Below are 17,749 nucleotides of genomic sequence, written 5' to 3' on the forward strand. Positions count from 1 at the left end.
TTATCTGCCGTCGTGTTAGGTCAAGGCACCTCACAAGACATCCGTTTTGAAGGCATGCAACAGGCACTCAGTGCGCCTCAAACCCAGCTGCGTTTATTCGGTAAACCTGATATCAACGGTCGCCGCCGTCTTGGCGTTGCGATTACACGCCGTGACACCATTGAGCAAGCCATCGAGAGCGCCGTCGAAGCGGCCGGTAAGATCAAGGTGATTTACTGATAGGTTCACGCCTCCCTCTATTTAAGTAATAAAAAACTCTGGTCCATAATGGCCAGAGTTTTTTATTTTCGCCGATTGTCAGAGTTCCGATCTTCGCCTCATGATGGCGCCTGAATCAAATAGACCTCTTCGGCAAAGCGTGACAAACCGCGCTTAGCAATTTTGGGATGGCGCTCGTCGGCATCATCTCGATAGAGCTTAGTCACTTGATACCCCTCATACAGGGCTCGAACTTCCCGCTCAGCAACACTAAATGGGGGCCCCGCCATCTCTGATTGAGGATAATCTAAGGTGACGAGTAAAATCCGCCCACCGGGTTTGAGTAACGACTGAATTCTTGCCACATAGTCGATACGCATCTCTTCAGGCAGCGCCACTAACGCTGCGCGGTCATAGACCAAATCGACCGGTTTGACGGGCGCGGTAAAGACGTCTCCGGTGTAAATAGAGAGTTCATCGAACTGAAACAGCTCATGCTGACCATTGAGAGGGATCACCAACGGCGTATAAAAATGCTCGGCGAAAAAGGCGCGCACCGCTATGTTACTCAGCTCCACCCCTTGCACATCACTGTGCTTGGTCGCAAGCCATACCAAATCTTCTGATTTACCACACAACGGCACAAATACGTTTTCATCTGCGCTGGGGTTGGTCGCTGGCCAGTATTGAATCAGCAATGGATTCACGTCTTCCAAGTGGAAACCAATCTCATTGGATGCCCATTTGGCATGCCAAAACTCAGGATCTTTCATTCTCTTTCTCTTTCGATGACTGACGTGCCATAGCCTAACGGAAAGTCAGCCTTCGTGGTAGGTGGGATAAGGCATTCGGCGATGGAATCTGATCATAATTGGTTACAACTTGCGGATGAACTTAAGCAAAAACGCGCAATCCAACCAAGGTAAGTTAATGAAATTGAGACCAACATCATAATTCAAACGTTTATCGAATAGCGGACCTTGGAAAGGCCATTTCCATCCCAAGATCTTAATCAGACACGTAGCACTTAGCGGTTCCTTTTTCCTCCATTTTCTAAGCGACTACGATTCTAAGGAGAGTGAATGAGCGTATTCTTGCGTACCACTGCACTGATGCTGTTAATGCTCAGCCGCGCCCCGGCGTTTGCCGCCATCCCTATGGCCCCTGACCGAGATGAAGGACCCAGTACTAAGCAAAACCAAGTCAGCCCTAAAGCGTTTAAACACAACTTGAGCGGTTTGTACGGCATCAAATCGACCGACGCCTCCCCCACTCAACCCTATTCAGATTTTGACGTGCTCTACAGCAAAGCGCACCAAGCGCAAGCGGAGCTCGAAACCTTATGTAAAAGTACCGCACTGTTGACCTCCACCGACGCTTACTTTGCTGGCGTAAAATCAAGCCAGCGAGCACAAGAGAAAATTGCCCATGAGCTCGACGGCCAAGTAGAGCGCATCACCGACCTTGCCAGAGCTACAATAGTAGCGCACGATATTGATGGCTTGATGTCCGCCTATGAAGCGTTAGCGCGCGAAACTACGGTAGTCAAAGTAAAGAACCGTTTTAAGAGCCCGCAAGCATCAGGCTATCGTGACTTGAATATTCTAGTTCAACTGCCCAAAACTCAGTTGGTTGCCGAGGTGCAACTGCACCTCAAAGCCATTGCAGATGTCAAAAATGGCGCAGAGCACGATATCTATGAGCAGATTCAGCTGATTGAGCGTCAAGCCGCCGCAGAATCGCGCCCGCTTAATGACATTGAAATGGCCAAGGTCGATAAAATGCGCAAGCTCTCTAAAGCGCTGTATCAAGACGCTTGGCACCCCTACCTCACCACGCATCTTAGCGCTGCCTAATTAATTAGGTTCAGCTCTCCTCATTAATGGGCAAACAAGGGTCAAGACCCTGTTTGCCTCACAACTTGCTCACTCCTGCTTGACGCATTCAGCCAATCGGTTACCCTTTTGTATAGTCAATAATCGATAGCGCGTTCCTCTGAAATCAGTGAGCTTATGAGTCAATCACCGTTATACCTGCAAATCAAACACTACATCGAACAACAGATCAGCTCGGGTCATTGGCCAGTCGGTCACCAAATCACCACCGAGCTTGAGTTAACCAAGCAGTTCAATGTCAGCCGTATGACGGTCAACAAAGCGATTCGCGATCTGGTTGCTGAGGGCAAACTTCAGCGCCGCCCCCGATTGGGCACGTTTGTTTGCGCGCCAGATGAGAAAGCGGAGTCACCGCTGCTTGATATTCGCAATATCGCAGAAGAGGTCGCGCAGCGAGGCAAAGCCTACTCCAGTAAAGTGATTAAGCAGGTTGAGTTATTGGCCGATGGCGTGATTGCGACCAAGCTGGGGGTGATGCTCGATACCAAGGTGTTTTACAGTGAAATCATTCACTTTGAAGACAACTCCCCCATTCAATACGAACTGCGCTGGGTCAACGAAGCATACGCGCCCGACTATCTCTCGCAAGACTTCACCACCCTAACGCCCAACCAATACCTTTCTCAGCACTGCCCGCTCAGCGCGATTGAACACACAGTGGAAGCAATCGTGGCAGATGATAAAGTCCGCAGCGCATTAAAATTGGCGGCAAACGAGCCCTGTTTGCTGCTCAATCGCCGTACCTGGAGCCAAGATAAACTGGTCAGTACCGCGCTACTTTATCATCCCGGTACGCGTTACAAACTCAGTTCCAAAGTGACCTTCTGACCGTTTGAAATTGGTCTGGTGATCACATTTTCATAACATCACACTTGATCATTTGACTACTCAAGACTCATTATTTGTATATACATTTAAATCTAAGAGTCTATCGAATGTTCTCCTCTGAGCTACCCCACTACGACTTGGTGCTTTGCAATGCTCGGCTCGTCACCATGTGTGAGGGCGAGAGCGGCTATCAAGTCAGCGCGCCGACCAGTATCGGTATTGTGCAAGGTAAAATCGCCTTTATCGGCGACATCCAACCGCAGCCCGAACGCTATGATTGCCAAGGCCAACTGGTGACGCCGGGGTTGATTGATTGCCATACCCATCTGATTCATGCCGGTAGCCGAGCGCGCGAATTTGAAATGCGGTTGTGCGGCGCCAGTTATCAAACCATCGCGGAGCAAGGCGGCGGCATTCTCGCAACCGTGAAAGCCACTCGAGAGGCGAGCGAACAGACGCTCACTGAACTCGCGCTGCCTCGTTTGGATGGACTACTACGCACTGGTGTCACCTCAGTGGAAATCAAATCCGGTTATGGCCTAACGCTCGCCGATGAGCTGAAAATGTTGCGCGCCGCCAAAGCACTTGAGCAGCACCGTAAAGTGCGCGTGAACCCCACCTTGCTTGCCGCCCATGCAGTGCCACCAGAATACCAAGGGCGCGCCGACGATTACGTTGACTATATTTGCCAAGCGATCATTCCTGCCGTGGCTGACGAGCAGCTTGCCACTAGTGTGGATGTCTTCTGTGAATCCATCGGCTTTTCACTGGCGCAAACCGAGCGTGTCTTCCAATGTGCGACCGCGCATGGGCTCGCGATTAAAGGGCATACTGAGCAACTGTCGAACCTTGGCGGCAGCGCGTTAACGGCCAATTACTCTGGGCTATCAGCGGATCATATTGAGTACCTAGATGAGACTGGCGTGAATGCGCTTGCTCAATCAGGCACTGTTGCCACCTTGCTGCCCGGCGCGTTTTACTTTTTAAAAGAGACGCAATGCCCACCGATAGACTCCTTGCGCCAAGCCGGCGTTCCTATGGCGCTCGCGACAGACTTCAACCCGGGCACCTCGCCGTTTGCCGACTTGACCATGATGATGAACATGGCGTGCACCTTTTTTGGCTTAACGCCGCAAGAAGCGCTGCGCGGTGTCACCTGCCACGCCGCGAAAGCGCTAGGCTATGGACAGACACGCGGGCAGATCGCACCGGGCTTTGACGCTGATCTTGCGATTTGGGACATCGCCCACCCAGCAGATCTTAGTTACCAACAAGGCATGCCGCGTTTAACCGCACGTGTTGTATTGGGAGAGCTCACTCATGCCTAATCAACCTCAATCATCTTTTCACTGGCAAGGGCGCGATGACAAAGAAGATGGCGCACTGGGTCAGCGCGTGCATCATGTGGTCACCTCTACCACTAGTGACGCGCTCAGCGAGCACACTCAAGATGCCATTTCTCTATTGGGTTTTGCCTGTGATGAAGGCGTGGCGCGTAACAAAGGACGAGTCGGCGCCGCCAATGGGCCAGATGCGATTCGCCAAGCATTGGCAAACCTCGCGTGGCATGAATCGACCCCTTGGCTGGACTTAGGGAATGTCACCTGCGCCCAAGGTCAGCTTGAGGCGGCGCAGCATGAGTGCGCGCAGCACATTGCACTCGCACTTAAGCACGGCAAAGTGATCACCTTAGGTGGCGGGCATGAAGTGGCGTGGGCCTCTTTTCAGGGGTTGGCGAGCTTTCTTCAGCGCCACTCAGATAAAACGTCGCCTGCAACAACGACTCAAGGCGGAGCTCAACAGCAGCAGATCGCACCAAAGATAGGCATCATCAATTTTGACGCCCATTTTGATTTGCGCACCTTTGATACCCAAGACACGCAGCCGAGCTCAGGCACGCCGTTTCATCAAATTGCTCGTTACTGCCAAGCGCATCAGTGGCCCTTTCAGTACGCGTGCATTGGTGTAAGCCGGGCGAGCAATACCGCCTCGCTGTTTCAACGCGCGGATGAACTGGGCGTCTTGTACATCGAAGACACCGAGCTCGCGCCTTACTCACTCAAAACCCCACTCGAGCTGTTGCGCCAATTTATCGAGCAGTGCGATCACCTCTATCTCACTATCGATCTGGATGTCTTTCCTGCTGCCACGGTACCGGGCGTGAGCGCGCCGGCCGCTCGGGGCGTGAGCCTTGATACCCTATCGCCACTTTTACAGCTCTGTCTTGCTCAGCCTGAAAAGCTGCGTCTAGCCGACATTGCCGAATACAACCCTAGATTTGACATCGACCAGCAAACGGCGCGATTCGCAGCCCGCTTATGCTGGGACATAGCTAAGGCCATGGTGAACACACCAAGCCAGACTAAACAACCGAACAAGGAGTTCCCCCAATGAGTCAACCGACCAAGCATCACAACCCGCGCCTTGATACGGCGCGTACCATTCGCGCGCCACATGGCACAACCTTGCGCGCGAAGTCTTGGCTCACCGAAGCGCCACTGCGTATGTTGATGAATAATTTGGACCCCGATGTGGCCGAGCACCCACACGCGCTCGTCGTGTATGGAGGTATTGGCCGCGCGGCGCGCGATTGGGCGTGCTATGACAAAATCGTCGAGGTACTGGAGCGCCTTGAAGAAGACCAAACCCTAGTGGTGCAATCGGGCAAGCCTGTTGGTGTTTTCCCTACTCATAAAAATGCGCCACGCGTACTGATCGCCAACTCAAATCTCGTTCCCCATTGGGCCAACTGGGAGCACTTTAATGAGCTAGATAAGCAAGGGCTGATGATGTACGGTCAAATGACGGCGGGCAGTTGGATTTACATCGGTTCGCAAGGGATCGTCCAAGGCACCTATGAAACCTTTGTCGCGGTAGCCAAACAACACTTCTCTGGTGATGCCAGTGGCCGTTGGGTGCTTACCGGTGGCTTGGGCGGCATGGGCGGCGCGCAGCCGTTAGCCGCGACGATGGCGGGCTTTTCGATGATCGCCGTCGAATGTGATGAATCTCGAATCGACTACCGTCTGCGTACGGGCTATGTTGATAAAAAAGCGACCTCGCTCGATGAAGCGTTAGCAATGATCGCAGACGCTACCACGCCGATTTCTGTTGGCTTACTGGGCAACGCCGCTGATATTTTCCCTCAGTTGGTTGAGCGCGGTATTACACCGGATGTCGTCACCGATCAAACCTCGGCGCACGATCCTCTTAATGGCTACTTGCCTTCTGGGTGGACGATGGCACACGCCGCGACAATGCGCTCACGAGATGAAGCCGCCGTGGTGAAAGCGGCCAAGCAATCCATGGCGCGCCAAGTACAAGCGATGCTCGATTTGCAATCGCGCGGCGCCGCTACCCTAGATTACGGCAACAACATCCGCCAAATGGCCCTTGAAGAGGGTGTCGAAAATGCGTTTGATTTCCCTGGTTTTGTCCCTGCCTATATTCGCCCACTGTTCTGCGAAGGGATTGGGCCATTTCGCTGGGCGGCGCTCTCCGGCGATCCGGAAGATATCTACAAAACCGACCAAAAAGTGAAAGAGCTGATCCCCGATAACCCACATCTGCACCATTGGCTCGATATGGCGCGCGAGCGCATTCAATTCCAAGGTTTACCGGCACGAATTTGTTGGGTGGGCCTTAAAGATCGCGAGCGTCTTGGCCAAGCATTCAATGAAATGGTCAAAAATGGCGAACTCAAAGCACCGATTGTGATTGGCCGCGATCACCTTGATTCTGGATCGGTGGCCAGCCCGAACCGTGAAACAGAAGGCATGATGGATGGTTCTGACGCCGTCTCAGATTGGCCCCTATTGAATGCACTGCTCAATACCGCAGGCGGCGCGACATGGGTGTCGCTGCATCATGGCGGCGGTGTCGGTATGGGCTTTTCACAACACTCGGGTATGGTCATTTGCTGTGATGGCAGCCAAGATGCCAGTGAGCGAATTGCACGTGTCCTGCACAATGACCCTGCAACAGGGGTAATGCGCCATGCGGATGCAGGCTACGATATCGCGAAAAAATGCGCCGCAGAGCAAGGATTAGATCTTCCTATGCTCAATGAAGAACTGAAAAAGCTAAAATAACCCGCGCAAGAGAAGGAATATGAACATGCTCAACTTACTGTTAAAGCCGGGACAGCTCAGCTTACATCAATTGCGCCACATCAGTCGCAGCCCAGTTAACCTTTCACTGGACGACAGCGCCATCCCTGCCATTGAAGAGAGTACGCAGGTGGTGGAACAGGTGATCGCGGAAAATCGCACCGTCTATGGCATCAACACCGGTTTTGGCTTACTGGCCAACACGCGTATTGCGCCTGAAGATCTAGAAACCTTGCAAAAGAGTATTGTACTGTCACACGCTGCCGGCATTGGCGAGCTGATGGCAGATGAAACCGTACGTTTGATGATGGTGCTCAAAATCAATAGCTTAGCCCGTGGCTACTCAGGGATCCGCCTAAGTGTCATCCAAGCGCTTATCGAGCTGGTCAACGCGCAAGTCTACCCTTGTGTGCCGCAAAAAGGCTCCGTTGGCGCCTCGGGTGATTTAGCGCCGCTGGCTCACATGAGCACCGTGTTGCTTGGTGAAGGACAAGCGCGTCACAACGGCAAGATCATTTCAGGTCTTGAAGCCCTGACGATTGCGGGTCTAAAACCGATCACCTTAGCGCCAAAAGAGGGCCTTGCTCTGCTCAACGGGACGCAAGCCTCCACCGCCTTCGCATTGGAAGGTCTATTTGCAGCTGAAGATCTGTTTGCTTCAGCAACCGTGTGCGGCGCGATGTCAGTGGAAGCAGCGCTTGGCAGTCGTCGCCCGTTTGATCCGCGCATTCATCGCGTGCGTGGTCATCGCGGGCAGATGGACGCTGCTGCTGCGTATCGTCACCTGCTTGATAACAGCAGTGAAATCGGTGAATCGCACAATGGCTGCGAAAAGGTGCAAGACCCATACTCCCTGCGCTGCCAGCCTCAGGTCATGGGCGCGTGTTTGCAGCAGATTCGTAATGCGGCCGATGTGTTGCAGGTAGAGGCCAACTCCGTCTCAGACAATCCCTTAGTGTTTGCCGACGACGGCGACATCATCTCAGGCGGTAACTTTCACGCCGAGCCGGTGGCGATGGCCGCAGATAACTTGGCGCTCGCCATTGCCGAAATTGGTAGCCTTTCAGAGCGTCGTATGGCGCTACTTATTGACAGCGCGCTCAGCAAACTACCGCCATTTTTGGTCGACAACGGCGGCGTGAACTCGGGCTTTATGATTGCTCAAGTCACCTCTGCGGCACTGGCAAGCGAAAACAAAACCTTGGCTCACCCAGCCTCAGTGGACAGCTTGCCAACCTCAGCAAACCAGGAAGATCACGTGTCGATGGCGACATTCGCCGGCCGCCGCCTCAGAGACATGGCCGAAAATACCCGCGGTATCTTGGCCGTTGAGTATCTATCTGCCGCGCAAGGGATCGATTTTCGTGCCCCGCTCTCCTCTTCCCCACGTATTGAAGAGGCCAAGCAAATCTTGCGTGAGAAAGTCAGCTTCTACGACAAAGATCGCTACTTCGCCCCTGATATTGAAAAAGCCAATAGCCTGCTCAAAATGGCCGTTCATAACCATCTGATGCCACAAGAGATCCTGCCGAGTCTCTAACCCTCTACACTCAAACATAATGCCTAGAACGCCACCTGCGTTCTAGGCCCATCTCAAAACGAGTCATGGTTTGGTGAAAATTCAACTGGATCGACCATTGAAATCAAATCGTCATATATAATCACGGCAGTTTTGGCTAAGTAGCGTACATTATGTTTTTAACTCCTTATTTTTCTAGCAACGACAAGCAATTCCAATTCACTCGCCTTCAGGCCAGTCATTTCGCCAAAAAAGTGGCCGGTGACTACAACCCTATTCACGATGAAGACAACAAGCGCTTCTGTGTACCCGGTGATCTATTGTTTGCTGTGCTGCTACAAAAAGAGGGCGTCAGCCAGAAGATGCGTTTTGACTTCTCAGGTATGGTGAACGATGGCATTGCCCTGCACATTGAGAACAAATGCAGCAAAGAAGCCGCGGTGGTTGATTCCAACGGTAAAGAGTACCTGCACATGAACCGTGAAGGCGCAGTGAGCCACGATCCCGCGTTCATTGAGCACGTTGTGACAAACTACGTACAGTTCTCTGGCATGAACTTCCCTCACATCATGGTGCCTCTGATGGAAGAGCAGCAGATGATGATCAACTGCCAGCGTCCTTTGGTGATTTACGAAAGCATGGAAGTAGAATTTACCCGCCTAGACCTGACCCACCCAGAAGTCAGCTTTGCCGGCGCCACCTTTGATGTTGAAGGTAAACGCGGCGTTGTGACACTCAACTTTGATTTTAAAGAAGATGGCGAAATTGTCGGCAAAGGTGTCAAGCGCATGGTGGCCAGTGGTCTGAAGCCATACAACCAAGCCGACATTGATGATTTGGTGAATCGCTTCAACGAACGTAAGGACGCGTTTCTTGCACAGTTTAGTGTTGCTGCGTGATTAGTTAGGCTCATTACATAGCGATTGATAAAACTACGCCCCACAATAGTGGGGCGTAGTTTTTGTATGTGTGACGATAGTTATTTTTTATATGGATTTAATCTAAAATGCTTTTGGACATTTCCAATTTAACCACAACGGAATATATTTTCCCTTCAGATAAATGTTGGTATCCAAAATCTTCAATGGCCACCATTTCTAACGGTGGTCGATTTGTGATAAAAGTGGACATACACTTAGCTTGGACGCTTGTCCAACCTAATCATACAAATGTATTAGAGTCTTGTGGAGGAAGGTTAAGATCTGCTCTTGTCCTTGCGTATTCTTCTGCTCTATATTTTTCATATTCCTCAATGCTGCAATGACCTTCAAATTGATCCTCATCGCCATAATTGAGGTCATAACGTTCTATCATTTTCCCATTTATCAATCGCCCAATTTCCCAGTCTAGCAGACAGCTCTGATTCCATAGTCTTACTGAATATGAATGAAGCATGAGAACAACTGCTGTGTTCAACTCGATATTCCCTTGTTCACTCTCAGGAATTGGAAGGTATTGAGGAAGTCGCTCATTGAGACACATAATCGTGCTTGTCATTTCAAGTAAGATATCCACAATATAGTAATCATCATTGCTCAAGTAGAACATTGCGTGATCAGTCTGCTCTTCAAGCTCATCAAGCATGCGCTGTACATATAGATATGTATCTTCTAATGGGATATCTCGAAAGGTTTTCTTAAACTTAATCCTCATCTTTGATTGTTCACGGAGCGCTTCTAACTGTTGATCAAGTGTTTTATTCCATCGAGCCTCATATAACTGATCATCATGGCGTTTATTTTGCTCACGCTGATTCCACCAATAGCCCAAGATTGCTACGACTGCGGTGAATGAATAAAGAAACAGTTGTTTGGAGAATTCACGAACGTCTTGGAGCGTATATTCTAAGGGGTTTTCAGTGACGAACCAATGTGCAATCCAGCCAACAAGTAGCATGGCGATAACAATCAGTGCCCACTTTAGAGATATCCGTATAAAGAGCAAAGGTTTCACTGTGGTCGATATCCTGCATGTATCTGAATTAAATAACCATAACATTACTTTCCACTCGAGAGCACTTTTTAAAAGATACTGGAGATTCATATAGTGGTATTCCAGCACCTATCATTAGGAAAAGTTGGACAATTTTCTACTAAGAACGACCGCCCATTTGTTGCGCAAACTCACTTTGGGGCATTTCCGAGCCATCCACCAAACACTTCTAATACCACCAGATATTAACGCCACAATCGCCTTACCACTAAATCCACCGACGCACGCTCTGCTTGTAATCAATAAACGCTTGACCAAAACGTTGCTCTAAGGCGCGCTCTTCGGGTTCGATTTGGAAACGATTGATGTAGAGGACAAAGCCGAATGATAGCAGGATGGAGAGCAAGTTTTGTTGCCAGTAGGCAAAGCCGAACAGCAGAAGGAATAAACCTAAGTACATCGGGTTGCGCGTGATGCTGTAAATGCCCTTCACAACCATTTGTGATGCTTCGTGGGGCTTTTGTGGGTGAACGGTAGTTTTGGCGCGTTTGAAGGCGATGATGCCTGTGATCCCCACGTAACCCGCGCAAACAAAACAGATCGCAAACACGGTAAAGCCAAACGGCAGTGGAAAGCGCAACGTTGGGAAGAGCTGAGCAACTTTAGCAATCACAACAAACATCGCGATAAATACCGCGACGGGAGGGATCTTAAGTTCGAGCTTTTGCATCTTGGTTCTCCACTGATTTGTGTTTTGGGCAGTGTTGTTACCCACCGATATGATAAAAATAGCCCAGATGCGAGTTCTGGGCTATTGAGAGCGTGACCTAGCTTGAGATCAGTTTATACGATTTGTAACAGCGCCTGTAACGGGTGCTGAGTCACCTGCGATTCAAAGCGTTTGACCTGACTGCGGCATGAGTAGCCGGTGATCAAACAGCGCTCTTTAGGCAATGCGTCTAAGTTTGGCTTCCAGCTCAGTTGATAAATGTCTTTCGACATGGTGAGCTTATCGACCTCGTGACCAAACGTCCCCGCCATACCACAGCAGCCCACTGGCACGGTATTTAGCTTGGCGCCGAAATGAGTAAAGATGGCGCCCCACTCTTTCTCAGCGTTTGGCATCTTAGTTTTCTCGGTGCAGTGCGCAAACAGATACCAAGGTTCGTCATTATTGGCTGAATCACGGGTTGAGTTGTTGACCTCAAACTCTGACAATTTCGGATAGAGCCACTCATGCACGGTCAACACCTCAAAATCGCCGCGCGCCTCACCAAGTACCTCTTTATATTCGTCGCGGTAACAAAGAACCAACGCAGGATCGACGCCGACTAAAGGCACGCCGACATCGGCCACTTGCTCTAAGAAGGCAGCGGTGTTTTTCGCGCTTGAGGCAAACTGCTTCAAAAAGCCTTTGATATGCTGGGCTTTGCCGTTGGGCTTAAACGGCAGCAAAATCGGCGTTTTACCGAGCTTTTGTACCAACTTGGCAAAATCTTCCACAACTTGCGCGTCGTAGTAGCTAGTGAATGGGTCTTGCACGATCACGACGTGATTTTGCTTGTCCTCCGCAGAGAGCGCTGCAAGTTCTTGAAGATTAAACGGCTTAAGCGCGGATAAGCGCGATTTCAGCGTCGGTGTTGAGAGCAAAGGCGCATCGACATAACCGACGGTGGCTGCCGTCATCTCTTGTACCCACTTTTGGCTAAGTACGCCGTTGACCAACTTAGGCGCTTTTGCCATCAAAGGCAGCATAGTTTCAATGTTCGCCACCAGATAATCTTTCGCTGGACGCTGATAACGTGAGTAGTAGATGTTTAAAAAGCGCGAGCGGAAGCTCGGCACATCGACTTTAATCGGACACTGGCTCGCACACGCTTTACAGGCCAAACAGCCACTCATCGCCTCAAACACCTCGTGAGAGAAATCGTATTCGTGACGCTTGTTGAGCGTATTGCGCACACGGTCGATCATGGTCTTGATGCTTGGCGTGCGCTCTAGCGTCTGCTTTTCCAGGTCGAGCACATCAATGTTTTGCTCACTTAACTGGCGCAACCACTCTCGCACTATCCCTGCACGGCCTTTTGGCGAGTGACGGCGATCGGCTGTGACCTTCATCGACGGGCACATTGGCGAAGCGGTGTCATAGTTAAAACAGAGACCGTTGCCGTTACACTCCATTGCTTGCTTAAAGCTATCTCGCACTTGTACATCGATTTGGCGATCATAGTAGCCGCGTTTGGTATCGGTCACTTTAACCAAAGACTCTTTGCTATCGAGCGGCGTACAAATTTTGCCAGGGTTCATTTTGTTGTGTGGGTCAAAAGCGGCTTTAACACGGCGCAGCTCAGTAAAGAGCTCTTGACCGAAGAACTCCGGACCGTATTCAGAGCGGAAGCCTTTGCCATGCTCGCCCCACATAAGACCGCCGTATTTGGCCACAAGCTTCACCACCTCATCGGAGATCTGGTGCATCAGCGCTTCTTGTTTCGGATCGCACAAGTCCAACGCAGGACGCACATGCAATACCCCCGCATCCACGTGGCCAAACATGCCGTAATTCAGCTGTTTGTCATCCAACAGTTGGCGAAACTCTGAGATAAAATCGGCCAAGTTTTCTGGTGGCACACACGTATCTTCGGCAAACGCGACCGGCTTTGCGCGTCCTTTCGCCGCGCCGAGCAAGCCCACCGCTTTTTTACGCATATTGTAAATACGGCCAATACTCGCCAAATCATCACACACTTGGTAGCCAATGATCCCAGCTTCACCCGCTGCGAGCATCTCTTCTAGACGGGCGGTTAAGTCACTCACTTGTTGTGCGACTTCCTGCTCATCTTGCCCGGCGAACTCCACCATGTTGATGCCCTGCATCTCTTTGCCCGGGACATCGGCTAACAGATCGCTGACGGTGTGCCAAACAATGTCTTCTTTGGCTAAGTTGAGCACTTTAGAGTCCACCGTCTCAACGGAGAGCGCTTTGGCTTCCACCATAAACGGCGCATTGCGCAAGGCAGAATCAAACGTGTCGTATTTTACGTTAACTAGGGTACGCGCTTTAGGAATTGGCGTGAGATTGAGCTTGGCTTCGGTGATGAAAGCGAGCGAGCCTTCTGCGCCGCACAGCACACGAGTAATGTCGAAGGTATCGTTTGCTTCATCAAACGCATTTTTTAAATCGTAACCCGTTAAGAAGCGGTTAAGCGGCGGGAACTTAGCGTTAATCTGCGCGCGTTTGTCGCGGCACACTTGCTCTGTCACCGTTAACGCTTGATGCGCGTACTCGCCCTCTTTCGGTAGCCCATGAGATAAGTCCGACTCAAGAATCGACCCATCGGCAAACACCGCTTGCAATGACAGGACATGATCAGAGGTTTTACCGTATTTGAGTGACCCCTGCCCCGAGGCATCGGTATTGATCATGCCACCCAAGGTTGCGCGGTTACTGGTGGAAAGATCTGGCGAGAAGAAGTAGCCGTATGGGCGCACCGCATCATTGAGCTGATCTTTAATCACGCCGGTTTGCACTCGCACCCACCCCTCTTCTGAGTTGATTTCGAGAATCTTATTCATGTAGCGCGACAAATCGACCACGATGCCTTTCGTCAGCGATTGACCATTGGTTCCGGTACCGCCACCACGCGGTGAAAAGGTGACACGTTCATAGGCGGCTTTGCTGCCGAGTTGACCAATCAGCGCGACATCTTGCGTCGATTTCGGGTGGATAACGGCTTGCGGTAGTTGCTGATAGACGCTGTTGTCGGTGGCGACAGCGAGGCGACTTGAGTATTGGCTTTCGATATCACCGCTGAAACCGGCGAGTTTTAATTCATCAAGAAAACCAAGGACGACGGGATCGACATCTGGTTGAGAGTGTAATCTTGGTAACATTTGCTTCCTGCCCCTACTGCGCTGATCCTATCAGCATTGGGTTCGATACATTCGGGTTATAATTTGAGTTTGGTCACTTTACAACATTTAAAAGGGTGATCAAAACAGAAATGCAGTGTCAAATTGGAACTTCTCGCAATTCTTTCCCACACTTAGAAATCATGGACTTGATTTAAAGTGCTTTTATGAGCGATTCATCAATGAAGAAAAACAAAATCATCACGACAGAAGACATTCTCCTTAAGTTATGCCAGTCCGTTTCTGGCGTTATGACCTCTGCGACCAGCTCTCAAATTACCTACTCTGCCATGGTGCAGAAAATCACCAAGACCAGCCTAAAACCGGACTTCGGTTGTTTTGTCCTATTTGATGGTGGTTTTTCTGGGTTGGTGGTGATCAACTTTACGGCCAAAGCCGCGCTTGAGGTGTACACCAACTACATGCGCAATATGGGGATGCCGGAAGAAGAGCTCGCCGTCACTCACACCTCCGACGAAGTGGCCGATGTGCTGGGTGAGCTGATGAACCAGCTCGTAGGTGCGTTCACCAACCAAGTGCGCAAAGATCTGCAAACCCACATCACACAGAACCAACCTAAAATGCTGTCACTCAACAAACAAGTGATTCTGTCGGTCGATACCAACCTTGATCGCCCTCAAGCGCGACGTGTGACCTTCTCGACCGAGAAAGGCAACATCTTCTACTTAGAGTTGGCAATGGATAAGACTGAGTTCATTCAGCTCGAAGAATTTGAAAGCCACGACGACGATGAAACGCCAGATAGCATCCTAGAGAAAGCGCGCCAAGAGATGCAGGACAAAGAGAAAAAATCGGCCGATAAAAACGACGATGCCGATGACATCTTCGCCGAATTAGGTATCTAATCCGCCACCTTTCAGCTCAGCGGTTTTTTAACCCTCTTCAAACGCCATCGACTTTTCCGTGGCGTTTTCCTACATCACCATTTCCGTTTTATGACAGAACACGTTAAAATAGCCGACTTTGTTAAATTAGGTACCCTTAGCTGTCGATGGATAAACAAAAAGCCCTAAAAAAAATAGCGAAGTGTCTGGAGCTCGGAAACTCAGCCAACGTTAACGAAGCCGCCAATGCCATCAAGATGGCGCATCGCTTGATGCTCAAATATGGTCTCGACAAGGATGATATCGAGTTTATCAAGATGGGCAAAACCCAATCGACACACTTACTCCCTGCCAATGTCAGCTCGAATCTGCTGCGCATCATCCGTGGTATCAACACCAAATTCGGCGTTGAGGCCGTGCTGTTAAACCATAAGGGTTTAAAACGCGTGGAGTTTATTGGCGAAGCGGATCGCGCCATCTTCGCCGCGTTCGCTTTTGACATCGTATACCGTGAAATGAACGAACAGACAGGTCGTTTCAGAAACAGTTTTGCAGGCACCGGGACATCTAACGCCGAAGTCACTCGCCGCGTAAACTCGTTTTTGTCTGGATGGGTGGAAGGTGCGCTAGAAAAACTGCCGATCATCTCTCCAGATGAAGAGTCTGCAAAAAAAATCGATGACTACATCGACAAAGAGTTTCAAAACATCGATCGTGAAACCTTCAAGCAGCAGTTACGTGAAGCGATGAAAAACATCACAGAAGATTACGAAGTGGGTCTTAAGAAAGGTCGAACCGTATCGGTCAATCGCCCGATCGATGGTGGACAAGCGCCAAAACTACTGCGTTAACCCAAGAGTGCGTTAGCCCAAGAGTGTGCTAGCTCGATGCTTCAACGCTAGATCGGCAACGGCATGAGAGAAAAGCGACGCCGCGCACTCATCAACTTGGTTAAGAGGCATACACATCTTTGCTCGGCTGAGTATAATCAAAGGTATCACTGGTCAACTTTACCAAACGGACGTTGTTTTTGACTCGATTTGCGGCTTTACTTTTCCTTATTCTGAGCACCTCACTCTGGGCCAATACGCTTGAAGAGCTTCAGCAGCAGGCCCAAGCGAACAATGTTCACGCTCAGTTCCAACTCGCCAGCACTTACCTTGCACAAGAAAACCCCGATCAACAAACGATCGATGATGCCCTCTATTGGCTCGAAACATCAGCGCAAGGGGGTAACCGTCAAGCTGCGTTTGAATTGGCCAGCTTGTCGCTTGACAAGAACAGCGTCAGACCCGACCTAGAAAAAGCGCTCTTCTGGCTTACGAAATTGGCATTGGCCGATGACGCTCAAGCTCAGCTGCAACTTGGCAGAGTCTATGAGCAACTGTCAGTGCAACCCGACAATCTTGATCTTGCCAAGGTGTGGTTTCAACTCGCTGCGCAAAATGCCACTGACCCAAGCTTACAAAGTGACGCCGAAAACGGATACAACCGCGTCTTAGAAGCACAATTTAACGCCAGGAGAGCCAAGCAAGTGGCGGCCATCAGTCAACTAGACGTTGCCTTTGATGATGAATCCATCACCCTCAGCCCTCAAGCCCAAACCATCGACGCCAGCCAAGAGCACGATGGTGTTTTTTTCGGCTTGATGGGTTTTTGTCTGCTAACGAGTGGCCTGTGCATTTGGCTGTGGCGCAAGCAAAGAGGTTTATTACGCCAGCGCACCGCGACTGAGCAACAAGGCCATGCTCAAACCTCTAAAATGCAAACCAGAGTTAAGGAGCAAGATGCTCTGCTCAAGCAGCAAAAGCGCCAGCTTGAAACCCTCTACCGCGAATTTAAAAAGCTGCAAGGGCAGAGCAAGGTTTCTCCCACTCGTCCAACGCAGAGCAAACCTGCGACGCCTTCACCGCTTCACTTAGCCAGTGCAATGTTTGGCTTCAAGCCCTCACAATTGCCCAGTGAACGTGAAATCAAAGTACGTTACAAGCAATTGAGCAAGATTTATCACCCGGATCTCAAAGGCAGCGAAGAGGAAATGAAGCGTCTTAACGGTGCGCTCAAACTTCTGATCAAAGAGGTTAACAAATAGTTACATTTTCTCAGCGCACCCTGTTTAAGTTTTCACCAAGCGTTTAAAACTTGGCGTCGCGCAATCGATCTCCATCCCACTTCGATAACAAATCATTAACCTAACCGTGTTCTGTATGTCATAATCCCGCCCGACAATAAACCTGAGCAAGAAAAACAGACTCGGGTAAGATGGGGAGAACGAGATGTTTACGATCGAAGGAGTATGTGACTGGTGTAAAAAGCCTAGCCTACTCACGAAGCATGATTATGTCGATGGCAAGTACCACCACTCTTGCAAAGAGTGTTTTGAATACGCGACACTGGATGTGCGTCAATTCAATCTTGCCGAGCTGCGCCAACGCGAGCGCCTATCACACTCACTGTGAGTTAGACAGTTATCAGCGCTTCTCTCAAGGATGACAAGCCACTCTCAACGAGTGG

At 50.4% G+C, this 17,749-nt stretch carries 15 protein-coding genes and 1 pseudogene; 12 read left to right on the plus strand and 4 right to left on the minus strand.

Annotated elements, in window-relative coordinates; all coding sequences use genetic code 11:
- Positions 1 to 219: pseudogene (locus AC6R0L_RS04640) on the plus strand (phosphoribosylglycinamide formyltransferase 2); the annotation flags it as partial.
- A 98-nt stretch (positions 220 to 317) separates the two neighbouring features.
- Here the strand turns inward: AC6R0L_RS04640 and AC6R0L_RS04645 are convergent.
- Positions 318 to 971, minus strand: a complete 654-nt coding sequence (locus AC6R0L_RS04645; protein ID WP_500628402.1) for a thiopurine S-methyltransferase — start codon at positions 969 to 971, stop codon at positions 318 to 320.
- A gap of 309 nt (positions 972 to 1,280) precedes the next feature.
- On the opposite strand from AC6R0L_RS04645, the gene AC6R0L_RS04650 reads away from it, so the two are divergent.
- The 7 genes from AC6R0L_RS04650 to AC6R0L_RS04680 all read left to right on the plus strand — a co-directional run bounded on the left by AC6R0L_RS04650 (position 1,281) and on the right by AC6R0L_RS04680 (position 9,448).
- Entirely contained in the window at positions 1,281 to 2,054 is a 774-nt protein-coding gene (locus AC6R0L_RS04650) for a nucleotidyltransferase family protein (protein ID WP_500628403.1), read from the plus strand.
- 156 nt (positions 2,055 to 2,210) lie between these two features.
- A complete protein-coding gene (gene hutC / locus AC6R0L_RS04655) occupies positions 2,211 to 2,921 on the plus strand; it encodes a histidine utilization transcriptional repressor HutC (RefSeq protein WP_334550531.1) in 711 nt (236 codons plus the stop codon).
- 107 nt (positions 2,922 to 3,028) lie between these two features.
- Positions 3,029 to 4,249 (plus strand): imidazolonepropionase, encoded by a 1,221-nt coding sequence (gene hutI, locus AC6R0L_RS04660; protein WP_500628404.1) that lies wholly within the window; start codon positions 3,029 to 3,031, stop codon positions 4,247 to 4,249.
- On the plus strand, positions 4,242 to 5,315 hold the full coding sequence (hutG, locus tag AC6R0L_RS04665; RefSeq protein ID WP_500628405.1) for a formimidoylglutamase: 1,074 nt from the start codon (positions 4,242 to 4,244) through the stop codon (positions 5,313 to 5,315). Before hutI ends, hutG begins: the two co-directional genes overlap by 8 nt.
- Positions 5,312 to 7,012 (plus strand): urocanate hydratase, encoded by a 1,701-nt coding sequence (gene hutU, locus AC6R0L_RS04670; protein ID WP_500628406.1) that lies wholly within the window; start codon positions 5,312 to 5,314, stop codon positions 7,010 to 7,012. The genes hutG and hutU overlap by 4 nt, the downstream gene beginning before the upstream one ends.
- A 19-nt stretch (positions 7,013 to 7,031) precedes the next feature.
- Entirely contained in the window at positions 7,032 to 8,570 is a 1,539-nt protein-coding gene (gene hutH, locus AC6R0L_RS04675; RefSeq protein WP_500628407.1) for a histidine ammonia-lyase, read from the plus strand.
- A gap of 152 nt (positions 8,571 to 8,722) precedes the next feature.
- Entirely contained in the window at positions 8,723 to 9,448 is a 726-nt protein-coding gene (locus tag AC6R0L_RS04680) for a DUF3581 domain-containing protein (RefSeq protein ID WP_500628408.1), read from the plus strand.
- 262 nt (positions 9,449 to 9,710) lie between these two features.
- Here the strand turns inward: AC6R0L_RS04680 and AC6R0L_RS04685 are convergent, their stop codons facing one another.
- The 3 genes from AC6R0L_RS04685 to ydiJ all read right to left on the minus strand — a co-directional run bounded on the left by AC6R0L_RS04685 (position 9,711) and on the right by ydiJ (position 14,372).
- Positions 9,711 to 10,502: a hypothetical protein gene (locus AC6R0L_RS04685; RefSeq protein ID WP_500628409.1), complete on the minus strand. Its 792-nt coding sequence runs from the start codon at positions 10,500 to 10,502 to the stop codon at positions 9,711 to 9,713.
- Positions 10,503 to 10,749: 247 nt separating this feature from the next.
- The gene (locus AC6R0L_RS04690; protein WP_500628410.1) at positions 10,750 to 11,211 is read right to left on the minus strand and encodes a methyltransferase family protein; all 462 of its coding nucleotides are present in this window, start codon (positions 11,209 to 11,211) and stop codon (positions 10,750 to 10,752) included.
- Positions 11,212 to 11,324: 113 nt separating this feature from the next.
- Positions 11,325 to 14,372: a D-2-hydroxyglutarate dehydrogenase YdiJ gene (gene ydiJ, locus AC6R0L_RS04695; protein WP_500628411.1), complete on the minus strand. Its 3,048-nt coding sequence runs from the start codon at positions 14,370 to 14,372 to the stop codon at positions 11,325 to 11,327.
- A gap of 200 nt (positions 14,373 to 14,572) precedes the next feature.
- Here ydiJ and AC6R0L_RS04700 point away from each other — a divergent pair, with 200 nt between their 5' ends.
- From AC6R0L_RS04700 to AC6R0L_RS04715, 4 genes are all read left to right on the plus strand, one after another.
- A complete protein-coding gene (locus AC6R0L_RS04700; RefSeq protein WP_500628441.1) occupies positions 14,573 to 15,256 on the plus strand; it encodes a DUF3334 family protein in 684 nt (227 codons plus the stop codon).
- A 146-nt stretch (positions 15,257 to 15,402) separates the two neighbouring features.
- Entirely contained in the window at positions 15,403 to 16,086 is a 684-nt protein-coding gene (locus AC6R0L_RS04705; protein ID WP_334550544.1) for a DUF2786 domain-containing protein, read from the plus strand.
- Positions 16,087 to 16,265: 179 nt separating this feature from the next.
- On the plus strand, positions 16,266 to 17,327 hold the full coding sequence (locus AC6R0L_RS04710) for a tetratricopeptide repeat protein (RefSeq protein WP_500628412.1): 1,062 nt from the start codon (positions 16,266 to 16,268) through the stop codon (positions 17,325 to 17,327).
- A 184-nt stretch (positions 17,328 to 17,511) separates the two neighbouring features.
- Positions 17,512 to 17,694 (plus strand): hypothetical protein, encoded by a 183-nt coding sequence (locus tag AC6R0L_RS04715; RefSeq protein WP_334550546.1) that lies wholly within the window; start codon positions 17,512 to 17,514, stop codon positions 17,692 to 17,694.
- The last annotated feature ends 55 nt before the right edge of the window (positions 17,695 to 17,749 follow it).

It is taken from the genome of Vibrio sp. R15-SG3-ISO1A, from assembly GCF_059833955.1.

Bases quoted from the DNA above. Each gene is read 5' to 3' on its own strand.
- AC6R0L_RS04645 (WP_500628402.1), bottom strand. From the start codon at position 971: ATGAAAGATCCTGAGTTTTGGCATGCCAAATGGGCATCCAATGAGATT.
- AC6R0L_RS04650 (WP_500628403.1), top strand. From the start codon at position 1,281: ATGAGCGTATTCTTGCGTACCACTGCACTGATGCTGTTAATGCTCAGC.
- hutC (WP_334550531.1), top strand. From the start codon at position 2,211: ATGAGTCAATCACCGTTATACCTGCAAATCAAACACTACATCGAACAA.
- hutI (WP_500628404.1), top strand. From the start codon at position 3,029: ATGTTCTCCTCTGAGCTACCCCACTACGACTTGGTGCTTTGCAATGCT.
- hutG (WP_500628405.1), top strand. From the start codon at position 4,242: ATGCCTAATCAACCTCAATCATCTTTTCACTGGCAAGGGCGCGATGAC.
- hutU (WP_500628406.1), top strand. From the start codon at position 5,312: ATGAGTCAACCGACCAAGCATCACAACCCGCGCCTTGATACGGCGCGT.
- hutH (WP_500628407.1), top strand. From the start codon at position 7,032: ATGAACATGCTCAACTTACTGTTAAAGCCGGGACAGCTCAGCTTACAT.
- AC6R0L_RS04680 (WP_500628408.1), top strand. From the start codon at position 8,723: ATGTTTTTAACTCCTTATTTTTCTAGCAACGACAAGCAATTCCAATTC.
- AC6R0L_RS04690 (WP_500628410.1), bottom strand. From the start codon at position 11,211: ATGCAAAAGCTCGAACTTAAGATCCCTCCCGTCGCGGTATTTATCGCG.
- ydiJ (WP_500628411.1), bottom strand. From the start codon at position 14,372: ATGTTACCAAGATTACACTCTCAACCAGATGTCGATCCCGTCGTCCTT.
- AC6R0L_RS04700 (WP_500628441.1), top strand. From the start codon at position 14,573: ATGAAGAAAAACAAAATCATCACGACAGAAGACATTCTCCTTAAGTTA.
- AC6R0L_RS04705 (WP_334550544.1), top strand. From the start codon at position 15,403: ATGGATAAACAAAAAGCCCTAAAAAAAATAGCGAAGTGTCTGGAGCTC.
- AC6R0L_RS04715 (WP_334550546.1), top strand. From the start codon at position 17,512: ATGTTTACGATCGAAGGAGTATGTGACTGGTGTAAAAAGCCTAGCCTA.